The following is a 20,810-nucleotide window of genomic DNA, read 5'->3' as shown; positions in this document are numbered from 1 at the left end:
GTTACGACGGCGGCCGGCCCGCGCCGCAAAAGCAAAAGCGCCCCGCGGGGCGCTTTTGCTTTTCTTTCGTCTGGCGAATGCGTGAAGGCCGTGCCGCGGCTCAGTTCTGCGGCAGCGTATCGGCGAACGACGGTCGCTGTTGCAGCTTCACGAAGTGCTTGTCGAGGTTCGGGTGGCGATCGCGCCAGTTGAGCTCGGGCATCCGGAAGTCGAGATAGCCGAGCGCGCAGCCGAGTGCGATGTCGGCGAGCGTGTAATGATTGCCGACGCACCACGTCTTGCCGCCGAGACCCTGCGACATCGCGACGAGCGCGTCGTCGATCTTGCGCTGCTGGCGCGCGATCCAGCTCGGGCTGCGCTGCGCTTCTTCCCGCAGCGTGTGCTCGAGGCGGATCGCGACGGCCGCGTCGAGCACGCCGTCGCCCAGTGCTTCCCAGCACCGCACTTCGAGTCGCTCGCGGCCCGACGGCGGAATCAGCTTGCCGACCGGCGACAGCGTATCGACGTATTCGCAGATCACGCGGGAATCGAACACCGCGGCGCCATCTTCCATCACGAGGCACGGGACCTTGCCGAGCGGATTCGACGCGTGAATATCCGTCTCCGGCGCCCACACGTTCTCGAGCTCCAGCTTGTAGTCGATCTTCTTTTCGGCAAGCACGATCCGCGCCTTTCGGACGTACGGGCTGCTGAGCGAACCGATTAATTTCATCATCTGCCTTTTTAAGGGAACCGCCGCGAGTATACGTTGTCGCCGATCATAACCGGCCCGCGCGGCCGGGTAGAAAATCGGCCGTCCGGCCTGTGGATGGTTTGCAACAGCCGCCGCGCGCGGCCCGGCCGGCGCGGCTTCCGCCCCACTCTCACGCACCGCGGCGCGCGGCGCTACAATCGCACGAATGAACGCGCCCCTCGATACCGCCATCGCCGTCGACGTCTACCGCCAGCGCCGTGAACGCGTGCTTGCCGCACTGCGTGCCGCGGGCGGCGGCGTCGCCATCGTCCCCACCGCGCCGGAAATGCTGCGCAACCGCGACACGGCCTACCCGTACCGGTTCGACAGCTACTTCCATTACCTGACGGGTTTCACCGAGCCGGATGCCGTGCTCGTGCTGAACGCGGCCGCGCCGCACGGCGCGCCGGAATCGATCCTGTTCTGCCGCGCCAGGAACGTCGACCGCGAAATCTGGGAAGGCTTTCACTACGGGCCCGACGCCGCGCGCGACGCGTTCGGCTTCGATGCCGCATTCGCGGTCGACGTGATCGACACCGAGATGCCGCGCCTGCTCGCCGATGCAGGCACCGTGCACTACCGGTTCGGCGCATCGCCCGACTTCGAGCGCCGGCTCGCCGGCTGGATCGACGCGGTGCGCGCGCAGGCACGCACCGGCGTCGCCGCGCCGGACGCGCTGCTCGACCTTACGCCGCTGCTCGACGACATGCGGCTCGTGAAGGACGAACACGAACTCGCGATCATGATGCGCGCCGCGCACATCTCCGCGCTCGCGCACCGCCGCGCGATGCAGGCGTGCCGCCCCGGCATCCGCGAATACGAACTCGAGGCCGAGCTGCTGTACCTGTTCCGCAAGCACGGCGCGCAGGCGCCCGCGTACGGGTCGATCGTCGCGGCCGGCGCGAATGCGTGCGTGCTGCACTACCCGGCCGGCAACGCGGCCGCGCGGGACGGCGACCTGATCCTGATCGACGCCGCCTGCGAACTCGACGGCTATGCATCGGACATCACGCGCACGTTTCCGGCCAACGGCCGCTTCTCGCCCGCGCAGCGCACGCTGTACGACATCGTGCTCGCCGCGCAGCAGGCCGCGATCGACGCGACGCGCGCGGGCGTGCCGTTCGAGGCGCCGCACGATGCGGCCGTACGCGTGCTCGCGCAGGGGCTGCTCGACACCGGCATCATCCCGAAAACGCGCTTCTCGAACGTCGACGACGTGATCGCCGAGCGCGCATACACGCGCTTCTACATGCACCGCACCGGCCACTGGCTCGGGATGGACGTGCACGACTGCGGCGACTATCGCGAGCGGCTCGCCGCGCGCGACGCGAACGGCGCGCTGCCGTGGCGCACGCTGAAGCCGGGCATGACGCTCACCGTCGAGCCCGGCCTGTACGTGCGCGCGGCCGACGACGTGCCGCCCGAGTACTGGAACATCGGCATCCGCATCGAGGACGACGCGATCGTGCGCGAGCACGGCTGCGAGCTGATCACGCGCGGCGTGCCGGTCGCGGCCGACGAAATCGAGGCGCTGATGCGCGCGGACGCATGACCGGCCGCCGACCGTTACCTCCGTTTCACGAATCAAGATGACGACCGCTTCCTCGCCGGCCACGCCGGATTACGACCTCGCCATCGTCGGCGCGGGCCCCGTCGGACTCGCGCTCGCCGGCTGGCTCGCACGCCGCAGCGCGACCCAGCATGCGTCGATCGCGCTGATCGACGCGCGCGAACCTGCCGCGAGCGCGAACGACCCGCGCGCGATCGCCGTATCGCACGGCAGCCGCGTGCTGCTCGACACGCTCGCGTGGCCGGCCGACGCCACGCCGATCGAACATATCCACGTGTCGCAACGCGGCCATTTCGGCCGCACGCTGATCGACCGCGACGAACACGCGCTCGCCGCGCTCGGCTACGTCGTGCGTTACGGCTCGATCGTGCAGGCGCTCGCGGGCGCCGTGCGCGACACGCGGGTCGACTGGCTCACGTCCACCACCGCACGCACGCCGCGGCAGGACACCGACGGCGTCACGCTGACGCTCGACGGCCCTCAGGGCGAACGCACGCTGCGCGCGCGCATCGTCATCAATGCCGAAGGCGGGCTGTTTCATGAACGGCACGCCGATACGGGCAAGCATCGCCGCGATTACGGGCAGACCGCGATCGTGGGGACGGTCACGGTATCGGCACCGCGCCCGAACGTCGCGTGGGAGCGCTTCACGCACGAAGGCCCGCTCGCGCTGCTGCCGCTCGGCGGGCCGCGTCAGGCCGAGTATTCGCTCGTATGGTGCTGCACGCCCGACGAGGCCGCACGCCGCGCGGCGCTGCCCGACGACGCGTTCCTTGGCGAGCTCGGCGCGGCATTCGGCGAGCGGATGGGCCAGTTCGTCGCGATCGCGGGGCGGGCGTCGTTCCCGCTCGGGCTGAGCGCGGCGCAAACGCTCGTGAGCGGCCGCATCGCGATCGTCGGCAACGCCGCGCAAACGCTGCATCCGGTCGCGGGCCAGGGGCTCAACCTCGGGCTGCGCGATGCGCATACGCTCGTCGACGCACTCTCCGCGCAAGGCTTCGAAGCGACCGCGCTCGCGACCTTCAACGCGCGCCGCGCGCTCGACCGGCGCCTCACGATCGGCGCGACCGACACGCTGGCGCGCCTGTTTACGATCGACTCGGGCCCGCTTCCGCTGCTGCGCGGCGCGGCGCTCACCGCGCTCGAATTCGTGCCGCCGCTCAAGAAGGCGATCGCTCGCCAGATGATGTTCGGCCAGCGCAACTGACGCGCGGCGCACCGTACGGCCCCTCCGGGCACACCAGGCAAACCGGGTCAAATCGGCGGGGCATGGGAATACGGTAAAATGCCCGTTTTCCGCCTTCCCTTCCCCTGCCCGCGCGTGTCGCGGGCGGCGCCATTGCGATGCCCGTTATCGGCCCTCACGTATTGCGTAACAACCTGTTCGTCGCCCCGATGGCCGGGGTGACGGATCGTCCGTTCCGCCAGCTGTGCAAGCGGCTGGGGGCCGGTTACGCGGTGTCCGAGATGGTCGCGTCCAACGCGCAGCTGTGGAAGAGCGCGAAGACGATGCGGCGCGCGAACCACGAAGGCGAGGTCGAGCCGATCGCGGTGCAGATCGCCGGCGCCGATCCGGCGATGATGGCCGAAGCGGCCCGCTACAACGTCGACAACGGCGCGCAGATCATCGACATCAACATGGGCTGCCCGGCAAAGAAGGTCTGCAACGTCGCGGCCGGCTCCGCGCTGCTGCAGAACGAGCCGCTCGTGCAGCGGATCGTCGAGGCCGTCGTGGCGGCGGTCGGCACCGGGCCCGATGCGGTGCCCGTCACGCTGAAGATCCGCACCGGCTGGGACCGCGAGCACAAGAACGCGATCACGGTCGCGCGCCTGGCCGAAGCGGCCGGCATCTCGATGCTCACCGTGCATGGCCGCACGCGCGCCGACCTGTACCGCGGCGACGCCGAGTACGACACCATCGCGGCCGTGAAGGCGGCCGTGCGGATTCCGGTCGTCGCGAACGGCGACATCACGTCGCCCGCCAAGGCGAAGGCCGTGCTCGACGCAACCGGCGCCGACGCGCTGATGATCGGTCGCGCCGCGCAAGGCCGGCCGTGGCTGTTCCGCGAAATCGATCATTTCCTGCAAACCGGCGAGCTGCTGCCCCCGCCGCGGATCGACGAGATCCAGCACGTGATGAACGAACACCTGGAAGACCACTACGCTTTCTATGGCGAATTCACCGGCGTCCGTACTGCGCGCAAGCACATCGGCTGGTACACTCGCGGCCTTTCCGGTGCCAACGGGTTCCGGCACCGAATGAACACGCTCGATTCCACCCGCGAGCAGCTCGCCGCCGTCAATGCATTCTTCGAGGCGCAAAAAGCGCTGTCGGACCACCTCGTCTACGTCGATGACGAAGCGGAAAACGGCCGGGGCGAGCCGGACGACCATAACCAGTTAGCAGCATGAGCAAGCACAACATCGAACAATGTGTCCGCGAGAGCCTGGACGTGTATTTCCGGGATCTAGACGGCTCCAATCCGCACGACGTCTATGAAATGGTGATGTCCTGCGTCGAAAAGCCGATGCTCGAGGTCGTGCTCGTACAGGCCGGCGGCAACCAGTCGCTCGCCGCCGAGTACCTCGGCATCAATCGCAATACGCTGCGCAAGAAGCTGCAGCAGCACGGCCTGCTGTAGGCGGCCGTCCCGTCCCCGTTTCCCTGGCTATTGGTGGTTCCATCATGATCAAGCAAGCGCTCATTTCCGTTTCCGACAAGACCGGCATCGTCGACTTCGCGAAGTCGCTGTCCGACCTCGGCGTCAAGCTGCTGTCGACGGGCGGCACCGCGAAACTCCTCGCCGACGCCGGCCTGCCCGTGACCGAAGTGGCCGATTACACGGGCTTCCCGGAAATGCTCGATGGGCGCGTGAAGACGCTGCACCCGAAGGTGCACGGCGGCATCCTCGCCCGCCGCGACCTGCCCGAGCACATGCAGGCGCTGGAGCAGCACGGCATCCCGACGATCGACCTGCTCGTCGTGAACCTGTATCCGTTCGTCGCGACGATCGCGAAGGACGACTGTACGCTCGCCGACGCGATCGAGAACATCGACATCGGCGGCCCGACGATGCTGCGCTCGGCAGCGAAGAACCACCGCGACGTGACGGTCGTGGTCGACCCGGCCGACTACGCGGTCGTGCTCGATGAAATGAAGGCGAACGGCAACACCGTCGGCTACCCGACCAACTTCCGTCTCGCGACGAAGGTGTTCGCGCACACCGCGCAATACGACGGCGCGATCACGAACTACCTGACCAGCCTGACCGACGAGCTGAAGCACGCATCGCGCAGCACGTACCCGGCCACGCTGAACCTGGCGTTCGACAAGGTGCAGGACCTGCGCTACGGCGAGAATCCGCACCAGAGCGCGGCGTTCTACCGCGACCTCGCGGCGCCGGCCGGCGCGCTGGCGAACTACCGCCAGCTGCAGGGCAAGGAACTGTCGTACAACAACATCGCGGATTCGGACGCGGCGTGGGAATGCGTGAAGACGTTCGACGCGCCGGCCTGCGTGATCATCAAGCATGCGAACCCGTGCGGCGTCGCGGTCGGCAACGACTCGGCCGACGCGTACGCGAAGGCATTCCAGACCGACCCGACCTCCGCATTCGGCGGCATCATCGCGTTCAACCGCGAAGTCGACGAAGCGGCCGCGCAAGCGGTGGCGAAGCAGTTCGTCGAAGTGCTGATCGCGCCGTCGTTCTCCGACGCCGCGAAGCAGGTGTTCGCCGCGAAGCAGAACGTGCGCCTGCTCGAAATCGCACTGGGCGACGGCCACAACGCATTCGACCTGAAGCGCGTGGGCGGCGGCCTGCTCGTGCAGTCGCTCGATTCGAAGAACGTGCAGCCGCACGAGCTGCGCGTCGTCACGAAGCGCCACCCGACGCCGAAGGAAATGGACGACCTGCTGTTCGCATGGCGCGTCGCGAAGTACGTGAAGTCGAACGCGATCGTGTTCTGCGGCAACGGCATGACGCTCGGCGTCGGCGCCGGCCAGATGAGCCGCGTCGATTCCGCCCGTATCGCGAGCATCAAGGCGCAGAACGCGGGGCTGACGCTCGCCGGCTCGGCCGTCGCGTCGGATGCGTTCTTCCCGTTCCGCGACGGCCTCGACGTGGTCGTGGCGGCCGGCGCGACCTGCGTGATCCAGCCGGGCGGCTCGATGCGCGACGACGAAGTGATCGCGGCAGCCGACGAGCACAACATCGCGATGATCCTGACGGGCGTGCGCCACTTCCGTCACTGATCGCCGCATGCGGCCCGCGCGGCCGCTGTACCGGAACCCGGCGGCATCCCCTCCGCCGGGTTTTTTATTGCGCGGCGCCTTCGCGCGCGACCGCGCGACCGGCTTGCCGCCCCATTCGTTGTAGTATCGCTGCATCACGCCACTCTCCTCACTCATGCGAATTCTCGGCATCGACCCCGGCCTGCGCGTCACCGGCTTCGGCGTCATCGACGTCAGCGGCCACCGGCTCGCCTATGTCACGAGCGGCGTGATCCGCACGCCGACGGCCGACCTGGCCACCCGGCTCGGCACGATCTTCCAGGGCATCTCGACGATCGTGCGCGAACACGCGCCCGACCAGGCCGCGATCGAAAAGGTGTTCGTCAACGTGAACCCGCAGTCGACGCTGCTGCTCGGCCAGGCACGCGGCGCCGCGATCTGCGGCCTCGTCGCGGGCGGGCTGCCGGTCGCCGAATACACGGCGCTGCAGCTCAAGCAGGCCGTGGTCGGCTACGGCCGCGCGACCAAGACGCAGATGCAGGACATGGTCACGCGGCTGCTCAACCTGTCCGGCCAGCCGGGCTCGGACGCCGCCGACGCGCTCGGCATGGCGATCTGCCACGCGCACGGCGGCAACACGCTCAGCACGCTCGGCGGGCTCGCGCCGGCGCTCGCGCAGAAAGGGCTGCGCGTGCGGCGCGGCAGGCTGGTCGGCTGACGCGGCCGCGCGCTTCGGCCGCGCGCGTCGGCTCGACTGCGCGGGCTGCGTTTGCCGCCTCGATCGTTTCACCCACGCCCGACATGCCCGCGACGCGCGCCGCTTCGGCCTGACGGCCGCGCCCATCGGCATCGCGCCGCGCGTGCGCTACACTCGCGCTTTCTTCCTCGCATCCCGTCCTCCATGATCGGTCGCATCGCCGGCATCCTGCTCGAAAAGAACCCGCCTCATCTGCTCGTCGACTGCAACGGCGTCGGCTATGAAATCGACGTGCCGATGAGCACCTTCTACAACCTGCCGCAAACGGGCGAACGCATCGTGCTGCTCACGCAGCAGATCGTCCGCGAAGACGCGCACCTGCTGTACGGCTTCCTGACACCGCAGGAACGCACGACCTTCCGCGAGTTGCTGAAGATCACCGGCATCGGCGCGCGCATGGCGCTCGCCGTGCTGTCCGGCATGAGCGTGCAGGAGCTCGCACAGGCGGTGACGATGCAGGACGCCGCACGCCTCACGCGCCTGCCCGGCATCGGCAAGAAGACAGCCGAGCGCCTGCTGCTCGAGCTGAAGGGCAAGCTCGGCGCCGACCTCGGCGCGCTCGCCGGCGCGGCTTCGCCGTCCGACCACGCGACCGACATCCTCAACGCGCTGCTGGCGCTCGGCTACTCCGAGAAGGAAGGCCTTGCCGCGATCAAGAACGTGCCGGCCGGCACCGGCGTGTCCGAAGGCATCAAGCTCGCGCTGAAGGCGTTGTCGAAGGCGTAACACGCGGTCGATCCGGCCGTCGAAGCCAGTGTCGCGCCGCCGCGCGGCGCGCGCCAGTCGGCCCTTCGGCCAGGTGGCCCGGGCTCCGTCGCGCGGTACAATGGCCGCATGATTGAAACCGACAAACTCGCCACCGAGCAGCGGATCATCGCCGCCACGCCCGCCTCGTCGCACGAGGAGGTGTTCGAACGGGCGCTGCGGCCGCGCCAGCTCGACGACTACGTCGGCCAGGAAAAGGTCCGCGGCCAGCTCGAGATCTTCATCGAAGCCGCGAAACGCCGCTCCGAGCCGCTCGACCACGTGCTGCTGTTCGGGCCGCCGGGTCTCGGCAAGACGACGCTCGCCCACATCATCGCGCGCGAGATGGGCGTGAACCTGCGCCAGACGTCGGGGCCCGTGCTCGAGCGCGCGGGCGATCTCGCCGCGTTGCTGACGAACCTCGAGGCGAACGACGTGCTGTTCATCGACGAAATCCACCGGCTGTCGCCAGTCGTCGAGGAAATCCTGTATCCGGCGCTCGAGGATTACCAGATCGACATCATGATCGGCGAAGGTCCGGCCGCGCGCAGCGTGAAGCTCGACCTGCAGCCGTTCACGCTGGTCGGCGCGACCACTCGCGCGGGGATGCTGACCAACCCGCTGCGCGATCGTTTCGGGATCGTCGCGCGCCTCGAGTTCTACGACGCCAATCAACTGTCGCGCATCGTGCGGCGCTCGGCGTCGCTGCTCAATGCGCAGATCGATCCGAACGGCGCGCTGGAAATCGCGAAGCGCTCGCGCGGCACGCCGCGGATCGCGAACCGGCTCCTGCGCCGCGTGCGCGACTTCGCGGAAGTGAAGGCCGACGGCCAGATCACCGCGGCCGTCGCCGATGCCGCACTTGCGATGCTCGACGTCGATCCGGTCGGCTTCGACCTGATGGACCGCAAGCTGCTCGAAGCGATCCTGTACAAGTTCGACGGCGGCCCGGTCGGCATCGACAACCTCGCGGCGGCAATCGGCGAGGAGCGCGACACGATCGAGGACGTGCTCGAACCGTACCTGATCCAGCAGGGCTTCCTGCAGCGCACGCCGCGCGGGCGCGTCGCGACGCTGCTCACGTATCGCCACTTCGGGCTGTCGGTGCCCGAGGCCCGCCGCACCGAACGCGACGAGTGGGATACTCCGGACGGGAAGTAGTCCGTCGCCCGAGTCGCACCCGCCATGACGACGCCGCCCAGCCACCGCCCCACCGCACCCGCGCCGGGCCCGCGCTGGGCCGAGCCGATCCGCAAGCGGCTCGTGGCCGGCATCACGCACCTGACGGTGGGCGGCGGCGGCCCGTCGATCGATCTCTCTTCACCGCCCGGCGACCCTGGGCTGTTCGGCCCCGACGCCGTCTGCTGGCACGTGCATGCCGATTTCACGTCGATGATGACAGGCGGCATCGCCGCGCTGCTGCTGCAGGCGCTCCACCCGCTAGCGCTCGCCGGCGTCTGGGATCATTCGTCGTTCCGCACCGATATCCTCGGCCGTCTGCGGCGCACCGCCACGTTCATCACGGGGACGACGTTCGGCAGCCGCGCGGACGCGCTCGCGCTGATCGAGCGCGTGAAGGCGATCCACGCGCACATCTCGGGCAACGCGCCGGACGGCCGGCCGTACCGCGCCGACGATCCCGCGCTGCTGACCTGGGTGCATGTCGCGGAAGTGTCGAGCTTCCTCGCCGCGCATCTGCGTTACGTGAATCCGGCGCTGCCGGGCGAACTGCAGGACCGCTATTACGCGGAGACGGCGCTGATCGCCGAGCTGCTGGGCGCCCAAGCGGTGCCGCGTTCGCGCGCCGAGGTGGCGGCCTATCTCGCACGCATGCTGCCCGAACTCGAAGCCGGGCCGCGCACGTTCGACGTGATGTCCATCCTGCTGAATGTGCCGGTCGCGAAGCCGGCGCTGCGGCCTGCCGCGTCGCTGGTGATGCATGCCGGAATCGACCTGCTGCCGCCGTGGGCGCAGCGCATGCTCGGCGTGTCAGCGTTCGCGCCGGTGCGGCGCGCGCTGGTCCGGCCGGGCATACGCGCGGTCGCGCCCGTGCTGCGCTGGGCGCTCGTCAACGGCGCGTCGAAGCGTGCGCGCCGCCGCGCGACGGCCGCCCCGTCCGACGGCGCCCCGCCTGGCTGACGATCCGTTTCTTCGGATCATTTCAATTTACCGTCAAATACCTGTGGCAAGCTGACACGCTCGCACCCGCGCACGGTCGCACGTCCGGCTCGTCACGCACGCCGGTGGCCCGCGCGGAGTTCCGCCTACCCGCTACGACACCCGATGCCCGTGATGCCACGCCTGCCGATCCGTCTCGCCCTTGCCGCCAGCCTGTCCGGCGTCCTCGCCCTCGCCGCGTGCGGAGGCGACGATGTCGCCGCCGTCGCGCGCACGGACGCGCAACTGCCGTCCGGCGGCACGACGACGTCGGCTCCCACGCCGCCCGCAACCACCACGCCGCAACCGGGCAAGTGGAAAGCCGCCCGCGCCGGCGACCTGCTCGACGTGACGCTAGGCGATCTCCATCCGACGCAGGGCGCGCTCGGCTACGACCAGATCTACTACAAGCTCGGCCGCTACGAACTGCAGCCCGACAAGAAGTTCGACGACTTCTGCGCGGACGAGGGCCTCGGCGGCATCGCATCGGGCGGTTACACGACCCGATCGTCGCTGCGCGATCCGGCGAGCTACACGTGCGCGACGACCGACGCGACCGCCCGCGACCGCTCGGTGCTGAACCCCGTCGTGATCGGCCCGAACGGCGATACGCTGTACCTGACCGACGGCCACCACGGCCTGTCGACTTACTACGAGACGCCCGACGGCGGCCCGGCGCTGCACGTGCACGTCGTCGTCAAGGACAACCTCGGCGACTACTCGGGCGACGCGTTCTGGCAGCAGATGCAAAGCCGCGGCTATCTGCGCCTGAAGGACGGCGAAGGCAAGCCGATCGCGACCGCGCAACTGCCGAGCGGCCTCGGCCTGACGCTCGGGATGACGAACGACCGCTACCGGTCGCTCGTCTATTTCACGCGCGACATCGGCTACAGCAAACCCGCGCAAACAACCGACTACCTCGAGTTCTACTGGGCCGACTGGCTGCGGGCGCAGCCGGGCACGTTCGCGCTGGCGAGCTACGACCTGACGCGCGGCGGCACGACCGATCCCGATCCGGCGAAGGCCGACACGGGCTACCTGAATGCGGTCTGGAATGCGTCTGCGCGGATGGTCGCGGCCACGGACCCGGTGATCGACGGCAAGACGGGCGCCGACCTCGGGCGCGCCGATGCGATCAACGGCGGGAAGAAATACAGCAAGGGGGAATTCGACAAGCTGCGCCAGCCGATCACGGCCGACAAGCCCGGCAAGATCGCGTACGCGCTCGACTACAAGACGCGCCACGGGCTGCCGCAGTAAGCGTCACGCCGGAAGACAGCAAGGCCCCCGGGGAGCCGCCCGGGCCGGACGCGATTGGCTTGCTCAGAGCACCTTGCGGTACCCGTCGTCATCGTCGCTCGCGGCTTCGAGATGCGACACGTCGGCCCACCGCACGACCTGCGCGCGACCATCGACGTAATCGACGACGTTGATGCTGGTGTTGAGCAGTTGATAGTTGCGCGGCGCCGACAGCTCGATCCCGTTCGCGAAGCGATACACGCAATCGAGCACGCCACCGTGCGCGACGCATGCGATCCGGCCGCCCGGATGCGCGGCGACGATCGGTTCGAGCGCATGCAGCACGCGGTGATAGAACTCACGCTGCGACTCGCCGCCCTCCGGCGCGAAACCCGGATCGCGCGTCTGCCACACCGCATACGCGTCCGGAAACAGCGCCTCGATTTCGGTGCTGTCGTGCCCCTGGAACGCGCCGTACGATCGTTCGCGCAACCCTTCGCGCAGCAGCAGCGGCAGCCCGAGCGCATCGGCGAACGGTTGGGCGGTCTGTTGCGCGCGCATCAGGTCGCTCGAATACACCGCGTCGATCCGCGCGCCGTCGCGCGCCTCGCGCGCGAGCCGCGCCGCCAGCCGCTGCGCCTGTGCGAGCCCCGTATCGGCCAGCGGGATGTCGATATGCCCCTGGATGCGCTTGATGCGGTTCCAGGCCGTCTCGCCATGGCGGATGAAAAGAATCTGCGTGGTGGCCATCGCGGCGCGCCTCCGGGAAAGAATCAGGGCCGCACTTGCAGCCAGAACGTCACGGGGCCGTCGTTGACGAGCGACACCTGCATGTCGGCGCCGAACTCGCCCGTCTCGACGACGGGATGGCGCGCCCGCGCGGCCGCGACGAAATAGTCGAACAGCCGCGCGCCTTCGTCGGGCGGCGCGGCCGGCGTGAAGCTCGGACGCAGCCCGCTGTTGGTATCGGCCGCGAGCGTGAACTGCGACACAAGCAGCAGGCCGCCTGCGCGACCTTCGCCATCGATGTTCGACACCGGCAGATTCATCTTGCCGGCTGCGTCGCTGAACACGCGGTAGCCGAGCAGCTTCGCGAGCAGCTTGTCGGCCGCGGCCTCGGTATCGCCGCGCTCCGCGCAGACCAGCGCGAGCAGGCCCGCGCCGATCTCGCCCGTCGTGCGGCCGCCGACGCGGACGTCGGCGCGCGTCACGCGCTGGATCAGCGCGATCATGCGGTCAGCGTGACGCGTGCGAAGCGGCGCTTGCCGACCTGCACGACGAACTCGCCGGCCTCGACCTTCAGGCCCTTGTCCGACACGGTCGCGCCGTCGATCCTCACGCCGCCCTGCTCGATGTTGCGCAGCGCTTCGCTCGTCGACGGCACGAGGCCGGCCTGCTTCAGCAACTGGCCGATCGCCAGCGGCGCGCCGGCCAGCGTGACCGACGGAATGTCGTCCGGCACGCCGCCCTTCGCGCGGTGGTTGAAGTCTTCCAGCGCACGCTCGGCATCGGCTTGCGAGTGGAACCGCGCGACGATTTCCTGCGCGAGCAGCACCTTGAAATCGCGCGGGTTGCGGCCGCCTTCGGCCTCGCGCTTGAAGCCGGCGATCTCGTCGAGGCTGCGGAACGACAGCAGCTCGAAGTAACGCCACATCAGCGTGTCCGAGATGCTCATCAGCTTGCCGAACATCTCGGTCGGCTTCTCGCTGATGCCGACGTAGTTGCCCTTCGACTTCGACATCTTCTCGACGCCGTCGAGGCCTTCGAGCAGCGGCATCGTCAAAATGCACTGCTGTTCCTGGCCGTACTGCTTCTGCAGTTCGCGGCCGACCAGCAGGTTGAACTTCTGGTCGGTGCCGCCGAGTTCGAGATCGGCGTTCAGCGCGACCGAATCGTAGCCCTGCATCAGCGGGTACAGGAATTCGTGGATCGAGATCGGCACGCCGCCCTGGAAGCGCTTCGTGAAATCCTCGCGCTCGAGAATCCGCGCGACCGTGTAGCGCGACGCGAGCTTGATCATCCCGTCCGCGCCGAGCGGCATCGACCATTCGCTGTTGTAGCGGATCTCGGTCTTGTCGCGATCGAGCACGAGCGCGGCCTGCTCGAAGTAGGTCTTCGCGTTCGATTCGATCTGCTCGCGCGTGAGCGGCGGGCGCGTCGCGTTGCGGCCCGACGGATCGCCGATCAGCGACGTGAAATCGCCGATCAGGAAGATCACCGTGTGACCGAGGTCCTGCAACTGCCGCATCTTGTTCAACACGACCGTATGGCCGATGTGGATGTCCGGTGCGGTCGGGTCGAGGCCAAGCTTGATGCGCAGCGGCGTGCCGGTGGCGGCGCTGCGCGCGAGCTTCTGCGCGAACTCTTCCTCGATCAGCAGCTCGTCGACGCCGCGCTTCGTGACGGCGAGCGCATGCCGGACTTCGTCGGTGATCGGGAAAACGGGCTTGGAACTGGGTTCGGTGCTCATCGGTGCCAGGAAGAATGTCGCAAAAACAGGGATTTTCCCATAACTTGCGCGCGCATCGCTTAACGACGCGTCGCGTTGCGCGGATAATCGGGCGCAAGGCGCGCGGCACCGGCCCGCGCCGCACGACCCAGGAGAATCCAACGTGCCGCAACGACAGCCGCAGCATGCCGATCCGGCAGACGGCATCTACTTCGGGCTGATGTCGGGAACCAGCATGGACGGCGTCGACGGTGTCGCCGTGCGTTTCGAGGCCGGCCGCGCGCCGGTCGTGCTCGCCGAAGCGTTCGTCGGCTTCGCGCAATCGCTGCGCGACGCGCTGTTCGCGCTGCAGCAGCCGGGCGACAACGAGATCGACCGCGAATCGCTCGCGGCGAATGCGCTCGTCGCGCGCTATGCGGTGTGCTGCCATGAATTGCAGCGCACGGCCGGGCTGTCGCGCGACGAGATCCGCGCGATCGGCGTGCACGGCCAGACGGTGCGCCACCGCCCCGAGCGCGGCTACACGCGCCAGCTCAACAATCCGGCGCTGCTCGCCGAGCTGACCCAGGTCGACGTGATCGCCGATTTCCGCAGCCGCGATGTGGCGGCCGGCGGCCACGGCGCGCCGCTCGCGCCGGCCTTCCACGCGACGGTGTTCGGCGCGCCGGGCGAAACGCGGGTCGTGTGCAATCTCGGCGGGATCAGCAACATCACGATCCTGCCCGGCGCGGGCGGCGACGTGCGCGGCTTCGACTGCGGCCCCGCGAATGCGCTGATCGACGCATGGGCGACCCGCCATCTGGGCAAGCCGTACGACGACGGCGGAAAGTTCGCCGCACGCGGCGCCCTCCACGCGGCGCTGCTCGATGCGCTGCTCGACGAACCGTATTTCACCGCGCCGCCGCCGAAGAGCACCGGGCGCGACCTGTTCAATCCCGCGTGGCTCGACGCGAAGCTCGCCGCATTCCCGCAGGTGGCGCCGGAGGACGTACAGGCCACGCTCACCGCGCTCACCGCCGTGTCGGTGGCGCGCGAAATCGCGCAGCACGCACCGGGCTGCAAGGCCGTTTTCGTATGCGGCGGCGGCGCACGCAATCCGGTGCTGCTCGACGCGCTTCGGCACGCGCTAGGCGAGGCCGGCGTGCCGGCGAGCGTCGATACGACGGCCGCGCTCGGCGTGCCGCCGCAGCAGGTCGAAGCGCTCGCGTTCGCGTGGCTTGCGTACCGCTTCACCGCGCGCCAGCCCGGCAATCTCGCGACGGTCACCGGCGCGGCCGCCAACCGCGTGCTCGGCGCGCTCTATCCGCGCTGATGCGGTACCCGGCCTGTCGCGGGCGCTGCAGGACGAGCGCGCATTAAAAAACGGGGCATGAAGCCCCGTTTTTCATTCCGGCGAACCGGCGCGGATCTGTGGTGCGCTCAGACCGAGAACGACGAACCGCACCCGCAGGTGGTGGTCGCGTTCGGGTTCTTGATCACGAACTGGGCGCCGTTGAGGTCGTCCTTGTAGTCGATCTCGGCGCCGACCAGGTACTGGTAGCTCATCGAGTCGATCAGGAGCTGGACGCCGTTCTTGTCCATCACGGTGTCGTCCTCGTTGACTTCCTCGTCGAACGTGAAGCCATACTGGAAGCCCGAGCAGCCGCCACCCTGCACGAACACGCGCAGCTTCAGGTCGGGATTGCCCTCTTCGTCGATCAATTGCTTGACCTTGTCGGCCGCGGCGTCGGTGAAGACGAACGGCAGCGGCATATCGGTCGTCGTTGCTGCGGATTCGGTAACAGCGTTCATTCGAACTCTCCAAAAAGCTTTAGCCGCTATTGTAGGGCCGATCAGAAGATCGTGCTGATGTCCATGAAATCAATAGGTTCTTGTCGATTTCGTCAAGCGTGCCTGCACGGGCGGCCGCCACGGCGGCCCGGGCGCGGGTAAACCAGCGGGCATAAAAAAAACCGCCAGCGTGAAAGCTGACGGTTTTTCCGGCGGACGCCGCCCGGAAGCGGCGAGGCCATGAAGCGGAATTAACGCTTCGAGAACTGCTTCGCGCGGCGTGCCTTGCGCAGACCGACCTTCTTACGCTCGACTTCACGTGCATCGCGCGTGACGAAGCCTGCGTTCGACAGCGACGGCTTCAGCGTCGCATCGTAGTCGATCAGTGCACGGGTGATGCCGTGGCGCACTGCGCCTGCCTGACCCGTTTCGCCGCCGCCGTTGACGTTGACCTTGATATCGAACGTCTGGCCGTGGTTCGTGAGTTCCAGCGGCTGGCGCACGATCATCAGCGACGTTTCGCGCGAGAAGTAGTCAGCGATGGGCTTGCCGTTGACGATGATGTCGCCCTTGCCAGCCTTGATGAAGACACGTGCGACTGCGCTCTTGCGGCGGCCCGTGCCGTAGTTCCAGTTACCGATCATGTGGGCTCCCCTTAGATCTCGAGCGCCTTCGGCTGTTGAGCCGAATGCGGATGCGTCGCTTCTGCGTAGACCTTCAGCTTCTTGATCATCGCGTAGCCGAGCGGGCCCTTCGGCAGCATGCCCTTGACCGCCTTCTCGAGCGCGCGGCCCGGGAAGCGTTCCTGCATCTTGCCGAACGTCGTTTCATAGATACCGCCCGGGTAGCCCGAGTGACGGTAGTACTTCTTGTCCAGCGTCTTGTTGCCCGTGACCTTCAACTTGCTCGCGTTGATGATGATGATGAAATCACCAGTGTCGACGTGCGGGGTGAACTCAGGCTTGTGCTTGCCGCGCAGACGGCGTGCCACTTCGCTGGCAACACGGCCGAGAACCTTATCCGTCGCGTCAATCACGTACCATTCGCGCGTCACCTCATGGGCTTTTGCGGAAAACGTCTTCATGATCGATCCAAAAAAAATGCTTTGCCCGATGTGTTCTTCCTGCTTGTCTGTGTGCGCTTCGAGGCGCGGTGCAGGCTCTCCCTGTTCTTTTTCCGTGGGCATGAATGCGGAAAAGCCCTGAATTATAAAGGAAATACGGCTGCGTGGTCAAAGAGAATCCGCGCCCCGTGTTCGCGGCGGCCGAAATGGGCCAAAATTCGGTCGTGCCCCGCCAAGCCAGGCGAACCGAGCGCCTGCGGCGGCACCCATCGACGCGCGGCACATGACCTTGCCGCGCCAGACCGGCCGAACCCGAAAAACAACAAACCAGCATGATGAAACAACGACTCACGCCCTTCCTCGCGGCCGCCCTGGTGGCTGCGGCGGCGCCCGCCGTCGCCGCCGGCTCCGGCTGCGAAGCCAAGCTCGACGCGATCGATGCGCGCATCGCCGAAGCCCGAACCGCCCATGCCGAAGACCGCATCGCGCGCCTGCGCGCGGTGCGCGAACGCGTGCGCCACTTCTGCGCACGCGGCCACGGCCACGCGTCGGCCGCCCATGCGCCGGCGACCGAAGCCGGCTCGCGCGGCACGCCGCCCGACGCGACGTCGCAGCCGGCCGCGCGACAGCCGGCGTGACGATCGCGGCGCACACAAACCGTGCGCCGACGTTTGCATGGGACGAAAAAAAGCCCGAACGGCTGGTTCGGGCTTAATCCACCTTAGGAGGAGGGTGGAGGAGACATTCGGAGGTTGCCGCAGCGCGACAACCAATGGATCTCATTATACGAATGCCCCGCCGACTTCGCAAGAAAATTTGCATTGCGAAATCAAATCTCACGATACGAGATACCGGCCGACGCGTTCACAAGAACAAATTCCTGTTGCAAATCAAAGGCATAAATACGTCAGACATGATTCAAAATCGCCCGCACCTAGAGCAAAACCCCTAAATCCGACAGGGAAATCGCCACCCGTCACTCCGCTCGCGAGGCACGGGCGTTGCACGTCGTGCAGCGCATCAGCCGACCGTTGCGCCACGGGCTACAATGCCGGATCGAATCCGAATCAGGCAACGCTGGAGTGCAAGCATGGAATGCAAAGTAAGCTGGATGGGTCAGGACGGCATGGCGTTTTCCGCCGAGACCGGCAGCGGCCATCTCGTCACGATGGACGGCGCGCCCGAAGGCGGCGGCCACAACCTCGCGCCGCGGCCGATGGAAATGGTGCTGCTCGGCACCGGCGGCTGCACGGCCTATGACGTCGTGCTGATCCTGAAGAAGAGCCGCCAGGAAGTGACCGGCTGCTCGGTCACGCTGAAGGCCGAGCGCGCGAGCGAGGATCCGAAGGTGTTCACGAAGGTGCATTTCCACTTCACGGTCACCGGCCGCAACCTGAACCCGGCCACGGTCGAGCGCGCGATCAACCTGTCGCACGACAAGTACTGCTCGGCGTCGATCATGATCGCGAAGACGGCCGAACTCACGCATTCGTTCGACATCGTCGCCGCCTGAGCACAGGGCGCGCGCATGAAAAAAGGGCCGGCGCCCCGTGGGGAGCGCCGGCCCTTTCGCATTCGAACGGCAAAGCAGGCCGATAAGCCGGATTCTGTGCACGCTGCGCACCGGAGCGCGCAACGCGTGGCAGTCATTCCTCTAGGCGCGCCATTGCTGACGCGCTCAAGCTTCCTACCCGCAGACGAGACGGGGGCCCCGTCCTGCATCCGAAGATGCGCGCCTGCCTACTTGGAATTGCTCCGGGTGGAGGTTACCGTGCCGGCGAACGTCGCCGTCGCCGCGGTGCGCTCTTACCGCACCGTTTCACCCTTACCTGATCCCGGCTTGCGCCGGGCCATCGGCGGTTTGCTTTCTGTTGCCCTGTTCCGCGTGTCGCCACGGATGGCCGTTAGCCATCACCCTGCCCTGTGGAGTCCGGACTTTCCTCGCCCCCGCGCGCCCGAAGGCGCCGAGGCCGCGACTGCCTGGCCTGCTTTGCGACGCGCATTCTAGCACTGCGCGCCGCCGTCGGCAGCGCGCGAGCGGCGGCCGCGGCGAAACACGGCCGGATCGTCGTAGAACGCGGGGTCGGCGTTCGCCGCGCACCAGCCCGGCACGCCGAGCACCGGCAGCGGCGCGAAATCGCGGGGCGTCAGCGCGCGCGTCGCGAGTTCGGCGGCGATTCGCGCGTCGACGTGCGCGATCCGTTGCGCGTCGGGCCATGAAAAATAGTCGGCGCTCACTTCGACGATCCATGCGTGCGCAGTGCAGGACTTGTAAGGCGCGACGAGCTGTTCGAGGAGCGCGTGGCCGACGAGTCGCGCCTCGCAGCGCGTGCCCCACGCATCGCGCGCGGCCACCAGCAGCCGCGCCCAGTCGAAGCCGCGCAGCGCATCGGCGAGCGCGCGCTCGGCGGTGACGAACAGCGCGCCATTCTCGTCGAACAGCGTGAGTGCATCGCGCAACGTGCCGCGTACGGGGCCGACGCCGCCCGCCGCGTCGATCGCGGCGGCCTGGCGGGCGTTCAGCGCGGCCTTGGTGCGCGGGTACGCGAACCAGACGAGCGCATTGAAGAAGTCGTGAAGATTGTGGCGGGTCGGCACGCCGCCGGTGCCCGCGATATGGGTCTCGTACGCGACGCCGGGCGGCAGCCCGGCCTGCGGCACGAAGCGCAGCGGCCTGCCGCGACCGGTGACGCGATCGCCGCCTCGCGACACGCCGGCCAACGCGCCGTTCAACGCATCGAGCAGCGCGGCCTCGCCCGCACGGGCGGCCGCCTGCCACACGCGGCCGGGCTCCGCGTACGGCGCGAGCCACGGCGCGGACCAGTCGATCCGCGCGAAATCCGCCGCCGGGCGCCCGGCCGCGGGGCCGGATCCGCGCGGCGGCGCGCCGCTCACACGAGCTTCCAGCCGATCGTCTCGCCGCCGCGCAGCGGCACGACCGGCGTGTCGCCCGCGAAGATCTCGCGCGGCAGTTCCCATGCCTCGCGGCGCAGCGTGACCGTCTCCGCGCTGCGCGGCAGCCCGTAGAAATCGGCGCCGAAGAAGCTCGCGAAGCCTTCCAGCTTGTCGAGCGCGCCGGCCGTGTCGAACGCTTCCGCGTACAGTTCGAGCGCGTGCAGCGCCGTGTAGCAGCCCGCGCAGCCGCACGCGGTTTCCTTCGCGCCGCGCGCGTGCGGCGCGCTGTCGGTGCCGAGGAAGAAGCGCGGGTTGCCCGACGTCGCGGCCTCGACCAGCGCCACGCGATGCGTCTCGCGCTTCAGCACCGGCAGGCAGTAGTAATGCGGGCGAATCCCGCCGACGAACAGCGCGTTGCGGTTGTACAGCAGGTGGTGCGCGGTGATCGTCGCGCCGAGCAGGCCGGGCGCCGCGTCGGCATCGCGCACGTAATCGGCCGCGTCCTTCGTCGTGATGTGCTCGAACACGACCTTCAGGCCCGGGAAATCGCGGCGCAGCGGCGTCATCACGCGATCGATGAACACCTTCTCGCGGTCGAACAGGTCGATCGACGCATCGGTCACCTCGCCGTGCACGAGCAGCGGCATGCCGGTTTCCTGCATCGCCTCGAGCGTCTTCGCGCATTTCGCGAGATCGGTGACGCCGTGGTCGGAATTCGTCGTGGCGCCTGCCGGGTACAGCTTCACGCCGTGCACGAAGCCGCTTTCGCGCGCGCGGCGGATTTCGTCGGGCGGCGTGTTGTCGGTCAGGTACAGCGTCATCAGCGGTTCGAACGTCATCCCGGCCGGCAGCGCGGCGAGGATGCGCTCGCGATAGGCCTGCGCCTGCGCGGTGGTCGTGACGGGCGGCTTCAGGTTCGGCATGACGATGGCGCGGCCGAACTGGCGGGCGGTGTGCGGCAGCACGGCGGCGAGCATGTCGCCGTCTCGCAGGTGCAGATGCCAGTCGTCGGGACGGGCGAGCGAAAGCGTCGCCGGGGAAGAAGCGTTCGAGGCAGTCATAGGAGGCGTCGTGAGGAACGGGCTTGCCATCGGCGGGGCCGGAACGCGCGTGCGCGGGCCGACTGACGGCAAACCGCAACACGGGGCCTTTGGCCAGCGGAATCCGCTTTTTACCGCTCAGGGCTCGGTGATATGCTAGAA

At 68.1% G+C, this 20,810-nt stretch carries 22 protein-coding genes and 1 other RNA gene; 13 read left to right on the top strand and 10 right to left on the bottom strand.

The annotated features are described in order from the left end of the window. Positions 1-100: 100 nt before the first annotated feature. Positions 101-715, bottom strand: a complete 615-nt coding sequence (locus WS64_RS01800) for a glutathione S-transferase family protein (RefSeq protein WP_060965584.1) — start codon at positions 713-715, stop codon at positions 101-103. Between the two features lie 184 nt (positions 716-899). On the opposite strand from WS64_RS01800, the gene WS64_RS01795 reads away from it, so the two are divergent. From WS64_RS01795 to WS64_RS01750, 10 genes are all read left to right on the top strand, one after another. Further along, positions 900-2,285 (top strand): aminopeptidase P N-terminal domain-containing protein, encoded by a 1,386-nt coding sequence (locus WS64_RS01795; RefSeq protein ID WP_060965583.1) that lies wholly within the window; start codon positions 900-902, stop codon positions 2,283-2,285. Positions 2,286-2,322: 37 nt separating this feature from the next. Then, a complete protein-coding gene (locus tag WS64_RS01790; RefSeq protein WP_060965582.1) occupies positions 2,323-3,510 on the top strand; it encodes a UbiH/UbiF/VisC/COQ6 family ubiquinone biosynthesis hydroxylase in 1,188 nt (395 codons plus the stop codon). A 137-nt stretch (positions 3,511-3,647) separates the two neighbouring features. After that, positions 3,648-4,715: a tRNA dihydrouridine synthase DusB gene (gene dusB / locus WS64_RS01785; protein WP_059581116.1), complete on the top strand. Its 1,068-nt coding sequence runs from the start codon at positions 3,648-3,650 to the stop codon at positions 4,713-4,715. Beyond that, on the top strand, positions 4,712-4,945 hold the full coding sequence (locus WS64_RS01780; protein ID WP_006476892.1) for a Fis family transcriptional regulator: 234 nt from the start codon (positions 4,712-4,714) through the stop codon (positions 4,943-4,945). Before dusB ends, WS64_RS01780 begins: the two co-directional genes overlap by 4 nt. Before the next feature lie 44 nt (positions 4,946-4,989). Further along, a complete protein-coding gene (gene purH / locus WS64_RS01775; protein WP_059581113.1) occupies positions 4,990-6,555 on the top strand; it encodes a bifunctional phosphoribosylaminoimidazolecarboxamide formyltransferase/IMP cyclohydrolase in 1,566 nt (521 codons plus the stop codon). Between the two features lie 154 nt (positions 6,556-6,709). After that, positions 6,710-7,252 carry a crossover junction endodeoxyribonuclease RuvC gene (ruvC, locus tag WS64_RS01770; protein ID WP_059638140.1) on the top strand — a complete coding sequence of 181 codons (543 nt, stop codon included), beginning with the start codon at positions 6,710-6,712 and terminating at the stop codon, positions 7,250-7,252. Positions 7,253-7,435: 183 nt separating this feature from the next. Next, positions 7,436-8,017, top strand: a complete 582-nt coding sequence (ruvA, locus tag WS64_RS01765; protein WP_031402135.1) for a Holliday junction branch migration protein RuvA — start codon at positions 7,436-7,438, stop codon at positions 8,015-8,017. A gap of 108 nt (positions 8,018-8,125) precedes the next feature. After that, positions 8,126-9,196: a Holliday junction branch migration DNA helicase RuvB gene (gene ruvB / locus WS64_RS01760; protein WP_060965581.1), complete on the top strand. Its 1,071-nt coding sequence runs from the start codon at positions 8,126-8,128 to the stop codon at positions 9,194-9,196. A gap of 24 nt (positions 9,197-9,220) precedes the next feature. Beyond that, entirely contained in the window at positions 9,221-10,174 is a 954-nt protein-coding gene (locus WS64_RS01755) for an oxygenase MpaB family protein (protein ID WP_060965580.1), read from the top strand. A 144-nt stretch (positions 10,175-10,318) separates the two neighbouring features. Beyond that, positions 10,319-11,452 carry a ParB/Srx family N-terminal domain-containing protein gene (locus WS64_RS01750; protein ID WP_081103760.1) on the top strand — a complete coding sequence of 378 codons (1,134 nt, stop codon included), beginning with the start codon at positions 10,319-10,321 and terminating at the stop codon, positions 11,450-11,452. A gap of 63 nt (positions 11,453-11,515) precedes the next feature. Here the strand turns inward: WS64_RS01750 and WS64_RS01745 are convergent, their stop codons facing one another. The 3 genes from WS64_RS01745 to tyrS are packed head-to-tail and all read right to left on the bottom strand — an operon-like array spanning position 11,516 to position 13,901. Continuing rightward, positions 11,516-12,181: a histidine phosphatase family protein gene (locus tag WS64_RS01745; RefSeq protein WP_059581098.1), complete on the bottom strand. Its 666-nt coding sequence runs from the start codon at positions 12,179-12,181 to the stop codon at positions 11,516-11,518. 23 nt (positions 12,182-12,204) lie between these two features. Then, positions 12,205-12,663, bottom strand: coding sequence for a D-aminoacyl-tRNA deacylase (gene dtd, locus WS64_RS01740; protein WP_006483442.1), 459 nt, complete (start codon positions 12,661-12,663; stop codon positions 12,205-12,207). Beyond that, positions 12,660-13,901 (bottom strand): tyrosine--tRNA ligase, encoded by a 1,242-nt coding sequence (gene tyrS / locus WS64_RS01735; RefSeq protein ID WP_060965579.1) that lies wholly within the window; start codon positions 13,899-13,901, stop codon positions 12,660-12,662. The genes dtd and tyrS overlap by 4 nt, the downstream gene beginning before the upstream one ends. Before the next feature lie 142 nt (positions 13,902-14,043). Here tyrS and WS64_RS01730 point away from each other — a divergent pair, with 142 nt between their 5' ends. Then, entirely contained in the window at positions 14,044-15,192 is a 1,149-nt protein-coding gene (locus WS64_RS01730; protein ID WP_060965578.1) for an anhydro-N-acetylmuramic acid kinase, read from the top strand. A gap of 107 nt (positions 15,193-15,299) precedes the next feature. On the opposite strand, the gene erpA is transcribed toward WS64_RS01730, so the two are convergent. The 3 genes from erpA to rplM all read right to left on the bottom strand — a co-directional run bounded on the left by erpA (position 15,300) and on the right by rplM (position 16,734). Further along, entirely contained in the window at positions 15,300-15,671 is a 372-nt protein-coding gene (gene erpA / locus WS64_RS01725; RefSeq protein WP_034187117.1) for an iron-sulfur cluster insertion protein ErpA, read from the bottom strand. A 230-nt stretch (positions 15,672-15,901) separates the two neighbouring features. Continuing rightward, on the bottom strand, positions 15,902-16,294 hold the full coding sequence (gene rpsI / locus WS64_RS01720) for a 30S ribosomal protein S9 (RefSeq protein WP_011883283.1): 393 nt from the start codon (positions 16,292-16,294) through the stop codon (positions 15,902-15,904). Between the two features lie 11 nt (positions 16,295-16,305). After that, positions 16,306-16,734, bottom strand: a complete 429-nt coding sequence (gene rplM / locus WS64_RS01715; protein WP_009687896.1) for a 50S ribosomal protein L13 — start codon at positions 16,732-16,734, stop codon at positions 16,306-16,308. A gap of 311 nt (positions 16,735-17,045) precedes the next feature. Between rplM and WS64_RS01710 the strand changes: the two genes are divergently transcribed. Together WS64_RS01710 and WS64_RS01705 are read left to right on the top strand one after the other, a co-directional pair. Beyond that, positions 17,046-17,351: a DUF1090 family protein gene (locus WS64_RS01710; protein ID WP_060965577.1), complete on the top strand. Its 306-nt coding sequence runs from the start codon at positions 17,046-17,048 to the stop codon at positions 17,349-17,351. A 410-nt stretch (positions 17,352-17,761) separates the two neighbouring features. Next, positions 17,762-18,226 (top strand): OsmC family protein, encoded by a 465-nt coding sequence (locus tag WS64_RS01705; RefSeq protein ID WP_012492957.1) that lies wholly within the window; start codon positions 17,762-17,764, stop codon positions 18,224-18,226. A 67-nt stretch (positions 18,227-18,293) separates the two neighbouring features. Here WS64_RS01705 and rnpB read toward each other — a convergent pair. The 3 genes from rnpB to pyrC all read right to left on the bottom strand — a co-directional run bounded on the left by rnpB (position 18,294) and on the right by pyrC (position 20,669). Beyond that, positions 18,294-18,705: RNase P RNA component class A (gene rnpB, locus WS64_RS01700), an RNA gene on the bottom strand. A 12-nt stretch (positions 18,706-18,717) separates the two neighbouring features. After that, complete coding sequence (locus tag WS64_RS01695; RefSeq protein ID WP_060965576.1) at positions 18,718-19,608, bottom strand: DUF3025 domain-containing protein; 891 nt, start codon at positions 19,606-19,608, stop codon at positions 18,718-18,720. After that, entirely contained in the window at positions 19,605-20,669 is a 1,065-nt protein-coding gene (gene pyrC / locus WS64_RS01690) for a dihydroorotase (protein ID WP_059638126.1), read from the bottom strand. Before pyrC ends, WS64_RS01695 begins: the two co-directional genes overlap by 4 nt. Positions 20,670-20,810 lie beyond the last annotated feature (141 nt).

Origin of the sequence: Burkholderia anthina (assembly GCF_001547525.1) — a bacterium.
GTDB lineage: Bacteria > Pseudomonadota > Gammaproteobacteria > Burkholderiales > Burkholderiaceae > Burkholderia > Burkholderia semiarida.
This window is presented reverse-complemented; position numbering and strand designations above follow the sequence as displayed.

What these genes read in the sequence shown, in the direction of transcription:
- erpA (WP_034187117.1), bottom strand. Translation starts at nt 15,671, where the DNA reads ATGAACGCTGTTACCGAATCCGCAGCAACGACGACCGATATGCCGCTG.
- ruvA (WP_031402135.1), top strand. Translation starts at nt 7,436, where the DNA reads ATGATCGGTCGCATCGCCGGCATCCTGCTCGAAAAGAACCCGCCTCAT.
- pyrC (WP_059638126.1), bottom strand. Translation starts at nt 20,669, where the DNA reads ATGACTGCCTCGAACGCTTCTTCCCCGGCGACGCTTTCGCTCGCCCGT.
- rpsI (WP_011883283.1), bottom strand. Translation starts at nt 16,294, where the DNA reads ATGATCGGTAACTGGAACTACGGCACGGGCCGCCGCAAGAGCGCAGTC.
- WS64_RS01790 (WP_060965582.1), top strand. Translation starts at nt 2,323, where the DNA reads ATGACGACCGCTTCCTCGCCGGCCACGCCGGATTACGACCTCGCCATC.
- WS64_RS01780 (WP_006476892.1), top strand. Translation starts at nt 4,712, where the DNA reads ATGAGCAAGCACAACATCGAACAATGTGTCCGCGAGAGCCTGGACGTG.
- WS64_RS01800 (WP_060965584.1), bottom strand. Translation starts at nt 715, where the DNA reads ATGATGAAATTAATCGGTTCGCTCAGCAGCCCGTACGTCCGAAAGGCG.
- WS64_RS01745 (WP_059581098.1), bottom strand. Translation starts at nt 12,181, where the DNA reads ATGGCCACCACGCAGATTCTTTTCATCCGCCATGGCGAGACGGCCTGG.
- rplM (WP_009687896.1), bottom strand. Translation starts at nt 16,734, where the DNA reads ATGAAGACGTTTTCCGCAAAAGCCCATGAGGTGACGCGCGAATGGTAC.
- purH (WP_059581113.1), top strand. Translation starts at nt 4,990, where the DNA reads ATGATCAAGCAAGCGCTCATTTCCGTTTCCGACAAGACCGGCATCGTC.
- tyrS (WP_060965579.1), bottom strand. Translation starts at nt 13,901, where the DNA reads ATGAGCACCGAACCCAGTTCCAAGCCCGTTTTCCCGATCACCGACGAA.
- WS64_RS01750 (WP_081103760.1), top strand. Translation starts at nt 10,319, where the DNA reads ATGCCCGTGATGCCACGCCTGCCGATCCGTCTCGCCCTTGCCGCCAGC.
- dtd (WP_006483442.1), bottom strand. Translation starts at nt 12,663, where the DNA reads ATGATCGCGCTGATCCAGCGCGTGACGCGCGCCGACGTCCGCGTCGGC.
- dusB (WP_059581116.1), top strand. Translation starts at nt 3,648, where the DNA reads ATGCCCGTTATCGGCCCTCACGTATTGCGTAACAACCTGTTCGTCGCC.
- WS64_RS01705 (WP_012492957.1), top strand. Translation starts at nt 17,762, where the DNA reads ATGCCGGATCGAATCCGAATCAGGCAACGCTGGAGTGCAAGCATGGAA.
- WS64_RS01755 (WP_060965580.1), top strand. Translation starts at nt 9,221, where the DNA reads ATGACGACGCCGCCCAGCCACCGCCCCACCGCACCCGCGCCGGGCCCG.
- WS64_RS01795 (WP_060965583.1), top strand. Translation starts at nt 900, where the DNA reads ATGAACGCGCCCCTCGATACCGCCATCGCCGTCGACGTCTACCGCCAG.
- ruvC (WP_059638140.1), top strand. Translation starts at nt 6,710, where the DNA reads ATGCGAATTCTCGGCATCGACCCCGGCCTGCGCGTCACCGGCTTCGGC.
- ruvB (WP_060965581.1), top strand. Translation starts at nt 8,126, where the DNA reads ATGATTGAAACCGACAAACTCGCCACCGAGCAGCGGATCATCGCCGCC.
- WS64_RS01710 (WP_060965577.1), top strand. Translation starts at nt 17,046, where the DNA reads ATGATGAAACAACGACTCACGCCCTTCCTCGCGGCCGCCCTGGTGGCT.